Source organism: Streptomyces sp. NPDC051822 (genome assembly GCF_044452745.1).
Classification (GTDB): Bacteria; Actinomycetota; Actinomycetes; order Streptomycetales; family Streptomycetaceae; genus Streptomyces.
Window position 1 is genome coordinate 622,261 of sequence record NZ_JBITBZ010000001.1, and the last position, 13,110, is coordinate 635,370.

Here is a 13,110-nt window from a genome sequence, read left to right on the forward strand (position 1 = left end):
TGGAGGTCTCCAGCATGACTCATCCGACCCTCTTCCGGCGAGAGCGCGCCGCCCGGCCGCTGCTGCTGGACCTGTTCTGCTGCGCCGGCGGCGCGGCCACCGGTTACCGCCGCGCCGGGTTCGACGTCGTCGGCGTCGACATCGCCCCGCGCCCGAACTACCCCTTCGCCTTCCACCAGGCCGACGCCCTGGAGTACCTGGCGGACCTGATCACCACCGGGGAGATCGAGCGGTTCTCGTTCGTCCACACCTCCCCGCCCTGCCAGGGCAAGTGCGCCCTGACGGTGGGTACCAACGCCTCCCGTGGCTGGGGCGGTACGCACGTCGATCTCGTCCCGCCCACGCGGGTCCTGCTGGAGGCGTCCGGTCTGCCGTACGTCATCGAGCAGCCCAATGGGCGGGCGGAGATCCGCAAGGACGTGTGGCTGTGCGGCGAGATGTTCTCCCTCGGTGTCCTGCGGCATCGCAACTTCGAACTCGGCCGCTGGACCGCTGTCCAGCCCGCCCATCCCAAGCATCGGGGACGGGTCCGAGGCTGGCGCCATGGCGAGTTCCACGACGGCCCCTACGTCGCCGCCTATGGCAACGGCGGCGGCAAGCCCAGCGTCCCCGAACTCCAGGCCGCCATGGGCATCGACTGGACCGACGTTCGCGAGGAACTGACCGAGGCCATTCCCCCGGCCTTCTCCCAGTGGCTCGGTGTCCAGTTCCTCACCCACCCCCGGACGGAGGTGGCCGCGTGAACCGCCAGAGCAACGTGCTGGACACCGCGCTCTTCCTCGCCGCTGGCGGGGTGCCAGTGCTGCCGTTGCGGGCCGACAAGGGCCCCTTCGGCAACTGCCCCACCTGCGCCAAGAACGCGTGCGGCGGCCGGCCGAACATGAAGACCCCCGGCCCCTGCGCCTGCCCGCGTCCCTGCCACGCCTGGGCCGCCGCCACCACCGACCCCCAGGTCCTGACCTCCCCGGCCTGGGTGAGTGCGTGGCACCGGGCCGGGGTCGTCGCCTACCACCCGGGCGGCGCCAAGGTGACCGTGGTCGACCTCGACGACACCGCCGCCGTCGGCTGGGCCCGCCAGACCCTGCCCCCGACCCGCGTGGTGGTCACCACGCGCGGGGAGCACTGGATCTACCGGGGCACGATGTCCTCCGCCAACCACGTCCGGGACGGCGTGGACATCAAGTCCCTCATGTCCTACGCCCGCTGGCTCGGCACCGGCACCGGCACCATGACCAGCCTGCCCCGGGCCGTCCTCGCCCTGGTGAAGAAGGAAGAGTCCACCCCCGCCCGCGGGGCCGTGGGTTCTTCCGCCCCGGCCCGGTGGGGCCGGAGCGTGGCCACCGGCTGCCGCCACACCGACGCCTACGTCCGCACCGGCCTGGAACGTGGCCTCGCCCGCGTCCGCACCCACCGTGAGACCGGTGCCGGAACGGCCGCCTACGGGGTCGCCCGGTTCCTGGCCAAGCAGCACATCACCTGCCCCGGTCCGTGCGGCCTGGACATCCTGGGCGCACAGATCATCGACGCCGCCGTGTCCGTCGGCGTCCCCGAGCCCTACGCTCGCCGCGCCGTCACCAATGGCATGGGCGCCGTCCTGGGAACGGTCGCATGAGCGCGGCCGAGGAGCTGCCCTCGCCGTCCAACCCGCTCGCCGTCGCCCGCCGGCTCGTGCCCGACTGGCACACCGAGGACGGGCACCTGCGGCTGCGCCGCTGGCGCGGATCGTGGATGCGCTGGACCGGGACGTGCTGGCGGGAGTACGACGAGCAGCAGATGCGCGCCGGGCTCTACAAGCGCCTTGAGCACACCACCTTCTGCGCCGGCACCGATAAGGACGGCTTTCCCGAGATGCGGGAGTGGGCACCGACGAAGACGAAGATCAGCAACCTGCTCGACGCGCTGAGTGCGATCACCTTCCTGCCCACCGAGACCGACGCACCGTCCTGGATCGACGGCGAGAGCGGCAAGCACGACACCAGCCCCATCGTCGCCTGCCGAAACGGGCTGCTGCGCATCCGGGACCGGGCCCTGCTGCCGCACGGTCCCGGCTTTTTCAACCTCGTCTCCGTCCCCTACGACTATGACTCCGACGCCACCGCGCCCACCTGGGAGGCGTTCCTGGCAGGGATCTGGCCGGACGACCCCGAGTCCATCGCCGCGCTTCAGGAGTGGTTCGGCTACGTCCTGTCCGGGCGGACCGACCAACAGAAGATCCTGCTCATGAAAGGGCCCTCTCGCTCCGGCAAGGGCACCATCGCCAGGATCCTGAAAGAGCTAGTTGGCAAGGAGAACCTCGCCGGGCCCACGCTCGCCGGGCTGGGCACGAACTTCGGGCTCTCCACCCTCATCGGCAAGCCTCTCGCCGTCATCTCCGACGCCCGCCTTTCCAACAAGGACGGCGGCGGGCAGGTCGTCGAGCGGCTCCTCACGATCTCCGGCGAGGACACCCTCGACATCGACCGCAAGTACCGCGAGCCCTGGACCGGGAAATTGCCGACCCGGCTCATGGTGCTCACGAACGAGCTGCCGAACTTCGGTGACAGCAGTGGCGTCATCGCCCGCCGGTTCATCGTCCTCAACATGACCGTCTCCTGGCTCGGCAAGGAGGACACCGAGTTGACCGGCAAGCTCGCCGCGGAGATGCCCGGCATCATCAACTGGGCTCTCGACGGCCTCGCCCGCCTGGAGCGCGTCGGCCGGATCACCGAGCCGGCCTCCTCGCAGGACGCGGTCACGATGATGCAGGACACCGCCTCGCCCACCTCCGCGTTCGTCCGGGAGCGCTGCACCACCGGCCCCGCTTGCGAAGTCCCCGTGGACGCACTGTGGGGTGCCTGGCGGGAGTGGGCCGAGGACAACGGCGTGAGGGCCATCGGGACCAAGCAGCTCTTCGGCCGCAACCTGCTCTCTGTCGTCCCCCAGCTCCACCGCACCCGGCCCCGCGACGCGTACGGCCGACAGGTGGCCACATACGCCGGAATCGCCCTAAACCCGACTCCCTGAGTCGCTTGAGTCGCGATGAGTCGCGACTCAGCGCAATGTCACTCCAACTTTTTCGCCCCTCAAGAAGGGGCCGAGGAGGCTTGCTTTGACGACCCCGTTCCCGACCAGTCACACCGCCGTGACCGTCCCTGAGGTCATGGCCGCCCTGAAGTTCAGCCGCGGCAAGGTCTACGACCTGATCCGCTCCCGCGCCCTGCCCAGCTACACCGAGGGTCGCTGCCGCCGCATCCCCCTCGACGCACTCCGCACCTACATGAACAACCGCCTGGAGGAATCCGCCTGATGGCACGCAAGAGGAACCCGAACGGCGCCGGCAGCATCTGGCAGCGTAAGGACGGCCGCTACGAGGCCCGCGTGTACGTCCCACAGCCCGACGGCACCCGGAAGAGGAAGACGGTGTACGGGGCCACGTGGGAGGAGTGCGATGCCAAGCGGCAGGAACTCGTCCTGCGGGACCGCCAGGGCATCCCGACCCCGACCCGCTCGGCCAAGCTCTCCGAGTGGCTGCCGTACTGGCTGGAGCAGTTCGTCAAGGATGACCGCAAGAAGACGACGTACGCCAAGTACGAGACCCACATCCGCCTCTACCTGATCCCCAACATCGGGACCAAGCGCCTGGAGAACCTGGGAGCCGCGGACGTGCGCCGGATGCTCGCCGCCGTTTCGGCCAAGGCGTCGCCGGCCACGGCCAAGGAGTCGCACCGCGTTCTGCGCAGCGCGCTCAGCGCCGCCTGCCGGGAGGAGCTCATCAGCCGGAACGTGGTCAAGCTCGTACCGGCCCCACGGGCGGAGCAGCGGGAGCTGAAACCGTGGGACCTGGAGCAGACGACTACCTTCCTGGAAGCGGCGAGGAGGGACGCGCTGTACGCCGCGTTCGTTCTCGCCGTCGCCCTCGGACTGCGCCGCGGGGAGGTTCTCGGGCTGCGTTGGTCGGACATCGACCTGGACCGTCGCACCCTCACCGTGCGGAACCAGATCCAGCGGGTGCAGAAAGAGCTGTACGCGGACTCCACGAAGAACCGTCGGAGCCGCGTCATCCCCCTCCCCCTCATGTGCCTGCCGCCGCTGCGCTGGCAGCGCCTCCGGCAGGCCGCGCAGAGGGACGCGGCGGGGCAGCAGTGGCAGGACAGTGACTACGTCTTCACGACACGGACGGGCCGCACGGTCGAGCCGATGAACCTCAGCCGCTCGTTCCAGCGCATCACGGAAGCGGCCGGGCTCCCCCGGATCCGGCTGCACGACGCCCGGCACGGGTGCGCGACGCTCCTGTTCGCCGCAGGCGTGCCGGCGCGGGTCGTGATGGAGATCCTGGGGCACTCACAGATCGCCGTCACGATGAACATCTACACCCACGTCTCCGACGAGCGTCGGAGGGAGGCGATGGGGCACATGGACCGGCTGCTCCGCCGGCGCCGTCCCGAGTGAGACTGCCGTCAGCTACTACCGTCAAAGGCCCCCGCAGCGGTGAGCTGCGGGGGCCTTTTCCCTGGTGGGCGCGGACGGTTTCGAACCGCCGACATCTGCTTTGTAAGAGCAGCGCTCTACCCCTGAGCTACGCACCCGTGGAAGAGGCAACAGCCTACATGGCGGACCCGTGGGTGCCGCAAACCGATACCGCGGGGGCGGCAGGGGCGTCTTCGGGGCGTCACGCTCCGTGGTGGGGGTGTTCCGGGCGAACTGATCTGTCCGTGTGTTCGTCCTTACCAGGTGGGAGAATGAACCGGACCGGGCACGGCGGACACAGCACGGGAGAGGTACGTGGCGGCGAGCGACGCGAGGGGGGACGGCGGCGTTCGGCGTCGTGACGTGCCGAGCCGGGGGGAGTGGGCGGAGCCGCGGGCCGGGGGTGGGCTTTCGGCGTTCGGGATCGGGCTCGTCCTGCCGCTGCTCGTCGGGGCCCTGCTGCCGCACGCCTTCGCCGGCGGCGGAACCCGTCGCTGGTTCGGCGGGCGCGGCGAGGGGCAGCGGGCCGAGGCGCAGGCCGCCAAGGACGCCGCCGCCGCGGCCTTCTACGAGCTCGACACCGCCCAGCGCGGGCTGCGCATCTCCATCGAGACCATCACCGCCGTCGACAGCTCCCCCGAGGCGCGCCGCGCCGTCGAGGGTTTCGAGGGCCTCGGGCGCCGTATCGACGAGGTGAGCCACCTCTACATCAGCGCCGTCGACGCCCACGACCTCGACCGTGACGAGCTCGACGCCGCGACCGCCGGCCGGGCCCGCACGGAGCTCGCCCGCGCCAAGGAGGAGCTGGACCGGGTGAAGGGCGAGCTCGACCGGTTCGAGCAGGGTCTCGGGCCGCTGCTCGACCGCGCCGAGACCCAGCTCGCCCGCCTCGCCCCCGCCGTCGAGCGGGCCCGGCAGGCCCTGCGCGGCGCGAGCGGCGCCCTGGACGCCGTACGGGAGAGCGGGCTGCGTGCCGACGACCTCGCCACCCGGCTCGCCGCCCTCGGGCCCGAGCTGACCCGGCTCAACGAAGGCGCCGGACGCCACGGCGTCCCCGAGACCCTCCAGCGCGCCGACCGGGTCCTGCGCGACGCCGAGGCAGTACGGGCCGAGGCGGAGCGCCTGCCCGAGCGGGCCGCCGAGATCGATCGGCGGCTCGTCTCCCTCCGTACCCGCACCGAGGCGCTCGGCACCCGCGCCGGGGGCGTCGAGCCGGTCCTGTCCGAGCTGCGGCGGCGCTTCACGGCGCCCTGCTGGCAGGACCTCCAGCACGTGCCCGAGCAGGCCGCCGTCACGCTGAGGCAGGCCGAGGAGCGGCTCGCCGAGGCGGCGAAGGCGCGGGCCGAGCAGCGCTGGCCCGACGCGACCTCGCTCCTGTCGACGGTCCGGGCGCTGCTCGACTCCACCGACGAGGCCGTCTCGGCCGCCGGTGACCGGCTGCGCCGCCTGGACGCCGTCGCCAAGGACCCGAAGGCCGAGATCGACCGCGCCCGGTTCGCCGTACGGGACGCCCAGCGGCTCGCGATGGCCGGGCGGAGCACTCCCGACCCGCGCCATGCCCGGCCCCTCGACGAAGCCGTCGCCCGCCTCGACCGGGCCGTCGACGGCCTGGAGGGCCGGCACCCGGACTACTGGCACTTCCTGACCGAGCTGGAGGGCGTACGGGCCGCCGCCGCGCACGTCGTCGGTCAGATCAGGGAGGAGCGCGGCACCGGCCACTGAGCCGGGCCTGCGCCAAGAGGCTGCCCGTGCGTGGGCGCACCCTCTAGCCTGGACCCATGCCTCGTTACGAATTCCGCTGCCGCACCTGCGGCGACACCTTCGAGCTCAGCCGTCCGATGGCCGAGTCCTCCGATCCGGCCTCCTGCCCCGCCGGGCACGACGACACCGTGAAGCTGCTCTCGGCCGTGGCCGTCGGCGGCTCGGCCGCCGGCGCCCCCGCGCCGAGCGGCGGCGGGGGCGGTGGCGGCTGCTGTGGTGGGGGCTGCTGCGGCTGACCCCCGGGTACTTCACACCGCGGCGGCCGCCCGGAAGCGGCGCAGGATCTCCTCCCCCGCCGCGACCCCTCGTTCCACGAGGACGTCGAGGTGGGGGGCCGTCCAGTCGCTGTCGGCCAGTTCGCCGTGGCCCGGGCGCCAGGCCCGGTCCGCGGCGAGCAGCAGGTCGGCGTCGAGCAGGGAGTCGCCGGCGGCCAGGGTGAGCGTGGTGCCGGCGCGGCGGGCGACCTCGCGGACGGCCGCGCTCTTGGTGAGCGGCTTCGGCACCGCGTACACCTTGCGGCCCTGGAGCGACACCGTCCAGCCGCGGTCCCCCGCCCACGCGCCGAAGCGCGCCAGCCATTCCTCGGGGAGCCGTTCCCGCTCGACGACCAGGTAGGCGAACAGGTCCTCCGCCACCCGGTGCTTGCGCACCCAGGACAGGTCCGTGGTGGCGGTGAGGTAGGCGCGGATCTCGGAAAGCGGCGCGCACTCCTCGGCGAGCCTCTCCAGGACGGAGGCGTGCCACTCCTCGTCGGTGACGCCGTCGACGAGGATGTGCCCGCCATTGGCGCAGATCGCGTACTTCGGTGCGGTGCCGGGGAGTTGGATGCGCTGGTACTGCTTGCGCGTGCGGGTCGTGGTGGGGACGAAGACCGTTTCGCCGGTCAGCCGCGCCAGGAGTTCGGCGGCGTCCTCGGTCATGTAGGAGAGCGGCTTGGACTCGTGGACCTCGACGCAGAGCAGCCGGGGCGCCTGGGCGTCGGGCATGCCGAGGGCGAGGGCCGCGGACGAGTAGATGAGGGTGCGGTCGAGGTCGCTCGCGACCAGCGTCGTGCCCACCGCCGTGGTCAGGGTCGTGGCCGGTGCCAGCGCCGGTGCCTGCGCCGGTGCCAGCGCCTGCGTCTGCGTCTGCGTCGTCGTCACCTGGGTGACCGGGGTCGTACTCACTGGGACACCACCGCCTTGCCGTCGGCGCCTGTCGCTCCCCTGGTGTACTGAGGGTGTATCAGTCCCACGCAGCTGTACGGGAGTTCGTCGACCACCTCGACCGGTACGCCGCGCTGCTCCGCGAGCAGGCGGACGTGCGCGAGGTCGGCGTCGGCGCCCCGCTTGGCGAGGATCTTCCAGGGGACGCGCCGGAGCAGGACCCGGGTCGTCTCGCCGACGCCCGGCTTGACCAGGTTGACGTCGTGGATGCCGTACTCCTCGCTGATCCGCTCCACCGCGGCCCAGCCCTCCCAGGTGGGGGTGCGGTCGGCGGCCAGGAGTTCCTTGACGTCGGTGTCGACGGTTCCGGTGACCTCGTCGAAGCGGGCGGCCACCGCGTCGAGGAAGTCGTTCGACACGTCGGCACCGGCGAGTTCGCGGTAGAACTTGCCGCCGTGGAAGTCGTCGGGGCCGACGAGGTCGGCGCGCAGGACCGTGCGCGATATCAGGCCGGAGACAGTGGAGTTGAGGCATGCGGAGGGGATGAGGAAGTCCTCGCGGGTGCCGTACGTGCGGACGCAGGAGCCGGGGTCGGCGAGGACCGCGATCTCCGGGTCGAAGCCCTTGATGCCCTCGGTCGCCTCGAACGCGCTGATCGCGTCGGCGAGTTCGCGGGTGATGGCGCCCTTGCCGGTCCAGCCGTCGACGAACACGACGTCGGCGGGGTCGTGGTGGGCGGCGAGCCAGCGCAGCGCGTTGGCGTCGATGCCGCGGCCCCGCACGATGGACACCGCGTAGTGGGGCAGGTCGAGGCCGTGGCGGGCCTGCGCCCAGCGGCGCATGAGGACGCCGACGGGCGTTCCTGCGCGGGCGAGCGAGACGAGCACCGGGGCGCGGCCGGGCCGCTCGGCGAGGACGGTCTCGGTGACGGTGCCGACGGCGCGGGCGATGCGGGCGGCGGAGCCCTCCAGGGCGGTGTGGAAGAGCTCCTGGTAGCGGGCGCTGGGCTGGTACTCGACCGGGAGCGACTCGGCGTAGTGCGCGCCGCCGCTCTGGATGGCTTCCTCGCGTTCCTCGGTGGGCGCCTCGAGCTCGACGTCCGAGAGGTCCTGGAGCAGCCAGCCGACCTCCTCGGGTGCGTACGAGGAGAAGGCGGGGCCGCGGAGGGGCTCGGGCAGCATGGAGCTCCTTTCGGGAGCTTCGGAGTCGGAGACCTGGGGCGTGTACGAGGGGACGACGGCGAGCACCACGCGCGGGACGTGTGCGGTCAGCTGCGCGAGGAGGCCGTCGGGGGCGTGCAGGGCCGGGGTGTCGGCGGTCGAGTCGACGACGGCCACGACGGCGTCGAAGCCGGCGCCCGCCACGTTGTAGGCGTAGCGCTCGCCGGGTCCGTCGGCGGGGTCGTCGTGGGCGGGGAAGACGAGCCGGGTGCGTATCGCGTAACCGGGGTCGTCGACCGCGAGGACGGGCGAACGGGTGGTGGTGGAGTACCGGACGTCGTGTCCGGCGTCCTCCAGGGCGGTGCCGAGGCGGAGCGGCGCGTACATCAGCTCCTCGAAGCCGAGGACGAGGACGCGGGGCCCTGCGGGCGGCTGGGCGGGGGCGGTGGGCCGGGCCGTGGCGGCGGGACTCGCAGCGTCCTGTGCGGCCGGCGCGTGCGGTGCGGCCGGGTCGCGCAGTGCCTCGGCGATCCTGTCCGCCATGGCGGGCAGGGCGGCCTCCAGGCCGGCGCGGTGCTCCGGCGTGAAGCCGTGCCGTCCGCCGTCGGGTACGCCCCCGGGCCAGGCCAGTTCGATCCGCACGGGGGCCGTGGGGTGCGCGGGTACGGCGACGCCGCCCACCGTCCCGTACGCCCGCTCGTGCTCCGCCACGAGCGCCTGGCCCTTTTCGAGTACGCCCTCGGGGAGGCGTACCGTTCCGGCGGCGCCGGCGATCAGGTCGACGCGGGCGCCTATCTCCGAGGCGAAGGCGTCGAGGCGGTCCCGGTCGGCGGGCGCGCGCATGTCGACGAGGGCGACGACGACGTACCGGTCGCGCGGGTAGCGCTCGTGCAGGGCCCGCACGGTGTTGAGGACCGTGTTGCCGGTGGAGAACTCGTCGTCGACGAGGACCAGCGGCCCGTCGCCCGCGAGCAGCTTCGGGTCCTCGGGCAGCAGCAGGTGCGAGGTGGCGTGCGAGTGCGACTCCTCGAAGCCGCCCGCGCGGGCGACGCCCGCCACCGGCCGCCGGGTGGAGTGCAGGTACGGGGCCGGGCCGAGGCCGTCGGCGACCGCGTGGCCGAGGGCCGTGGCGGTCTCCGCGTAGCCGAGGACGACGGAGCGCGCCGCCTCCTCGTCGCCCAGGAGGGCGCGGACGCGCCGCCCGAGGTCAAGGCCGGAGCCGTACACCACGGACGGCCGCTGGGGCACGTGCTTGCCGAGCACGCTGGAGACCAGCAGGTGCGCCCGCTTGGGGTTGCGACGCAGTGCGAGGCCCAACAGGGCCGGTAGCTCCTCGTCGCCGATCAGTTCGACGCCCAGTCGCTCCGCGACCCACGTTCCGGTCCACACCACTTCGTCGACGTCCCTTCGTCAGCCGGCAAGTCCGGCGGTGAGCAGATCCACGAAGCCGACGTCCTCATGGGCGACGCCGAAGACCTCGGCGCGCTGGAGGATGCGCTCGGCCCACGCGCGATGCGGCTTCACTTCGTTCATCTTGTTCGTATAGGCGGATCGGAGCACTCCGCCGCCGCACTGTTCGGGCCGCAGGATGTCCTGCGCGTCGCTCCACTCCTCGTGGCTGACGACGGAGAGCGCGTGCACCGGCACCACATGGGTGGGGTGGATGCAGGTCTTGCCGAGCAGTCCGTTGGCGCGGTCGAGCTCGATCTCGCGCAGCAGACCGTCGAGGTCGTGTTCGATGAGGGCGGTGCGCAGGTCCTCCGCGCGGCCTTCCAGGAAGGGACTGCGGCGAAGTTGTGGCTTGAACATGCGCTCGCCGGGTCGGAAGTACTCCCAGACGGGTCCGGTGACGGTGAAGCCGGTGCCGTCGGAGCGGCCGAGGACGTTGACGACGTCGGCGATGACGTTCGCGACGATCTTGACGTCGTAGGCCGTCATGTCGGGCGAGCGGCGGAGTCCGTAGGCGGAGCAGAAGTCGGTGACGCCGAGCCGCAGGGCGAGGACGTGGTCGCGGTACTTGTCGGTGATCGAGGCGATCCCGGCCAGGGTCTCGGCCCGTGTCTCCAGGTGGAGGAGTTCGGGGGACTCCAGGACGGGCATGGCGAAGAGGCGTCTGCCGCTCGTCCGCTCCGCCTGGGTGAGCGCTTCGAGGAAGGCCCGGCCGCGGGTCTCGGTGAACTTGGGCAGCACGAATCCGGACAGCAGACGGGCCGATTCGCCCAGACGGGTGACGAGGTCGGTGATCTGGCGCGGCTCGCGGACCCGGATGAAGAGCAGGGGGACGTCGGTGGCGGCTCCGGCGTCCGGCGTATTGCCCGTCGCGCTGTCGGACCCCGTGCCCGTCGCGCCGTCGGAACCCGTGGCGGTGTCGGCGTCCGTCACGGTTCCGGCGGCGAGGTCGGCGAACTGGCGGACGAGGTTGGCCTCGCCGTCCTCGACGTCGGCGTCGCTGATGGAGTCCTCCAGGCAGAGGACCATGGAGACCACTCCGCGGGCCGCCTGTTTGCGCACGTCGTCCGCGAGCCGCGGCCGGGTGGCCGGGCTGTAGAGCGTGGCACCCAGGGCCACGGCGAGCGTGCGCGCGGGTGAGTCGGCCGTGAACTCGGCCGGCTCGCGGTGGAACAACCCGGCCCGTGTCGCGGACGGGATGTGTCCGAAATGACGCATATAAGTCCCCCGTCTACCTTTCTCGACCTGACGACATGTGGCCGGTAATAGTACGTAGGTGCGGGTGTCCGCAGTTCCCTTCATGCATGAAATTCAGGTAACTCGTCAGCATCCGTCGTCTCGGCCCGGTATCGGTGACGGCCCCCGCGTTGTCCGCGGGTCTGCCGGGAGGGCAGGATTACGGTCATGACGCACGCGATGCTGAAGGGCTCCAACGTCCCTCTCGACACCGCGGCCGTACGGGCCGTGCTCCGCTGGACCCCGGGCTCCGGGGTCCCCGACGTGGATGCCTCGGCTCTGCTGCTCGGGCCCTCCGGTCGCGTGCGGTCGGACGAGGACTTCGTCTTCTACAACCAGCCGCGCCACCCCTCGGGCCTGGTGCGGCGGCTGCCGAAGAAGCGGGACTCCCAGGGCCTCACGGACACCGTGGAGGCCGATCTGGGCAGTCTGGACCCGTCGGTCGACCGGGTGGTGATCGCGGCCTCCTCCGACGGCGGCACCTTCCGCTCCGTCTCCGACCTGCGGATCCTGCTGTACGACGCGACGGCCGGCCCCGACCGCGAGCCGCTGGCGCTGTTCTCCGTGACGGCGGAGACGGGCGAGGAGACCGCGGTGATCTGCGGCGAGCTGTACCGGCGCGGGGAGGGCTGGAAGTTCCGCGCGGTGGGGCAGGGCTACCTGACGGGCCTCGTCGGCCTCGCCACCGACTTCGGCATCTCGGTCGACGAGGACGCCCAGGACGGCCTGGAGGGCCTGGACGGGTCGAGCTCCCCCGCCGGACGTCCGGACGGCCAGGAGGGCTCCCAGAGGGCTCCGGAGGCCTCGGAAGGCGCCACGGCCACGCCCGGCTCCCCACGACCGGGCCCGGACCTCGACCTGACCCTCGTCCACACCCCCGTACCCCCGCGGCCGACCGTGCCGCCGCCCGTGCCCGACCAGGCGCCCGCGTACGGGTACCCCCGGCCCCAGGCGGACTCCCCCGCTCCCGCGTACGGCTACCCGCAGCCGGTGGGCGGCCCGGACCAGAACCCGGCGCCGGAGTTCCGGATGCCGCCCATGGGCCCACAGTTCGTCCGGTCCTGAGGACCTCGGCGGGCCTGAGTAGCGGAAGAGGGCCGAGGGCCTGAAGAGGCCCGAGGGCCCGGCGTAGGACGCGGCCGACGCCACGGCCTACGCCTTCGTCTTGTAGCCGCGCCCCCACTGCAGGCCCCAGCCGTACAGCCGGTCCAGTTCGGCCTGGAAGCCGTACACGAAGCGCACCTCACGGCGGACCGTCAGCTCGCCCTTGCTGTTGTCCACGGAGAAGACCGCGCAGGAGCGGGCCTGCGGGGCGCGCTCGTCGAGCTCGATCTCGATCCGGGGCCCGTTGCTCGGGTAGAGGGTGATCTTGGCGTGCGTACGGTCGAAGGCCGGTGTCTGGTCGTAGATGTACACGAAGAACAGCAGCCGCTTGATCTCGTCCTTCTGGTCCAGGTTGACGAATATCGTCTCCCCGGAGGAGCCCCCGAAGCGGTCGTCGCCGCTGAGTTTCACGTACGGGGCGGTGTTCAGGTCGCCGAAGAAGCCGCCGAGCGGCTGCACGACGCCCTTGCTGCCGTCGGTCAGCTCGTAGAGGCAGCCCAGGTCCAGGTCGACGTTCACCATGCCCTGGGTGTGCGCCTGGACGACCTCCGGCTTGAAGAGCTGCGACGGGTTGCGGAGCAGCCGCCCGCTCTGGCGTGAGCGTCCTTCGAGGTCCGAGGTCCGCATCCGCCAGGAGAGGTTCACCCGGAGGTTGCCGGTGGCGGCGCCCTGCTTGGTGAGCGAGACGGACGGACGCCGTCTCGTCAGGTCGATGGTGTTCGACGCGGCGCTGCCCGATTCGAACTGCGCCGCCCTCCCCGGAAACAGGTTGTCCCAGAAGGCCATGCCGCCTTCACCCCCCACTGGTC

The 13,110-nt window shown here is 72.0% G+C and carries 12 protein-coding genes and 1 tRNA gene; 8 read left to right on the top strand and 5 right to left on the bottom strand.

Annotated features, from left to right (window positions below; genetic code table 11):
• Positions 1 to 14 precede the first annotated feature (14 nt).
• From ACIA8N_RS02875 to ACIA8N_RS02895, 5 genes are all read left to right on the top strand, one after another.
• Complete coding sequence (locus ACIA8N_RS02875; RefSeq protein ID WP_365777477.1) at positions 15 to 743, top strand: DNA methylase; 729 nt, start codon at positions 15 to 17, stop codon at positions 741 to 743.
• Positions 740 to 1,612, top strand: a complete 873-nt coding sequence (locus ACIA8N_RS02880) for a DNA primase (protein WP_365777479.1) — start codon at positions 740 to 742, stop codon at positions 1,610 to 1,612. The genes ACIA8N_RS02875 and ACIA8N_RS02880 overlap by 4 nt, the downstream gene beginning before the upstream one ends.
• Positions 1,609 to 3,003 (top strand): phage/plasmid primase, P4 family, encoded by a 1,395-nt coding sequence (locus ACIA8N_RS02885; protein WP_365777481.1) that lies wholly within the window; start codon positions 1,609 to 1,611, stop codon positions 3,001 to 3,003. Before ACIA8N_RS02880 ends, ACIA8N_RS02885 begins: the two co-directional genes overlap by 4 nt.
• 85 nt (positions 3,004 to 3,088) lie before the next feature.
• Entirely contained in the window at positions 3,089 to 3,286 is a 198-nt protein-coding gene (locus ACIA8N_RS02890) for a helix-turn-helix domain-containing protein (protein ID WP_365777483.1), read from the top strand.
• Complete coding sequence (locus tag ACIA8N_RS02895) at positions 3,286 to 4,428, top strand: site-specific integrase (protein WP_365777485.1); 1,143 nt, start codon at positions 3,286 to 3,288, stop codon at positions 4,426 to 4,428. The genes ACIA8N_RS02890 and ACIA8N_RS02895 overlap by 1 nt, the downstream gene beginning before the upstream one ends.
• Before the next feature lie 62 nt (positions 4,429 to 4,490).
• Here ACIA8N_RS02895 and ACIA8N_RS02900 read toward each other — a convergent pair.
• Positions 4,491 to 4,565, bottom strand: a tRNA-Val gene (locus tag ACIA8N_RS02900).
• A gap of 304 nt (positions 4,566 to 4,869) precedes the next feature.
• Between ACIA8N_RS02900 and ACIA8N_RS02905 the strand changes: the two genes are divergently transcribed.
• Together ACIA8N_RS02905 and ACIA8N_RS02910 are read left to right on the top strand one after the other, a co-directional pair.
• On the top strand, positions 4,870 to 6,168 hold the full coding sequence (locus tag ACIA8N_RS02905; RefSeq protein WP_365777647.1) for a hypothetical protein: 1,299 nt from the start codon (positions 4,870 to 4,872) through the stop codon (positions 6,166 to 6,168).
• Positions 6,169 to 6,224: 56 nt separating this feature from the next.
• Positions 6,225 to 6,443: a zinc ribbon domain-containing protein gene (locus ACIA8N_RS02910; protein WP_359216438.1), complete on the top strand. Its 219-nt coding sequence runs from the start codon at positions 6,225 to 6,227 to the stop codon at positions 6,441 to 6,443.
• A 12-nt stretch (positions 6,444 to 6,455) separates the two neighbouring features.
• Here the strand turns inward: ACIA8N_RS02910 and ACIA8N_RS02915 are convergent, their stop codons facing one another.
• From ACIA8N_RS02915 to ACIA8N_RS02925, 3 genes are all read right to left on the bottom strand, one after another.
• On the bottom strand, positions 6,456 to 7,265 hold the full coding sequence (locus ACIA8N_RS02915) for an HAD family hydrolase (RefSeq protein WP_365777649.1): 810 nt from the start codon (positions 7,263 to 7,265) through the stop codon (positions 6,456 to 6,458).
• 104 nt (positions 7,266 to 7,369) lie between these two features.
• Positions 7,370 to 9,904 (bottom strand): phosphoribosyltransferase, encoded by a 2,535-nt coding sequence (locus tag ACIA8N_RS02920; protein WP_365777487.1) that lies wholly within the window; start codon positions 9,902 to 9,904, stop codon positions 7,370 to 7,372.
• An 18-nt stretch (positions 9,905 to 9,922) separates the two neighbouring features.
• Positions 9,923 to 11,179 carry an HpcH/HpaI aldolase/citrate lyase family protein gene (locus ACIA8N_RS02925; RefSeq protein ID WP_365777489.1) on the bottom strand — a complete coding sequence of 419 codons (1,257 nt, stop codon included), beginning with the start codon at positions 11,177 to 11,179 and terminating at the stop codon, positions 9,923 to 9,925.
• Positions 11,180 to 11,356: 177 nt separating this feature from the next.
• Here ACIA8N_RS02925 and ACIA8N_RS02930 point away from each other — a divergent pair, with 177 nt between their 5' ends.
• Complete coding sequence (locus ACIA8N_RS02930) at positions 11,357 to 12,262, top strand: TerD family protein (protein WP_365777651.1); 906 nt, start codon at positions 11,357 to 11,359, stop codon at positions 12,260 to 12,262.
• An 87-nt stretch (positions 12,263 to 12,349) separates the two neighbouring features.
• Here ACIA8N_RS02930 and ACIA8N_RS02935 read toward each other — a convergent pair whose 3' ends face one another.
• Positions 12,350 to 13,087, bottom strand: coding sequence for a Tellurium resistance (locus ACIA8N_RS02935; protein ID WP_030207819.1), 738 nt, complete (start codon positions 13,085 to 13,087; stop codon positions 12,350 to 12,352).
• Between the last annotated feature and the right edge of the window lie 23 nt (positions 13,088 to 13,110).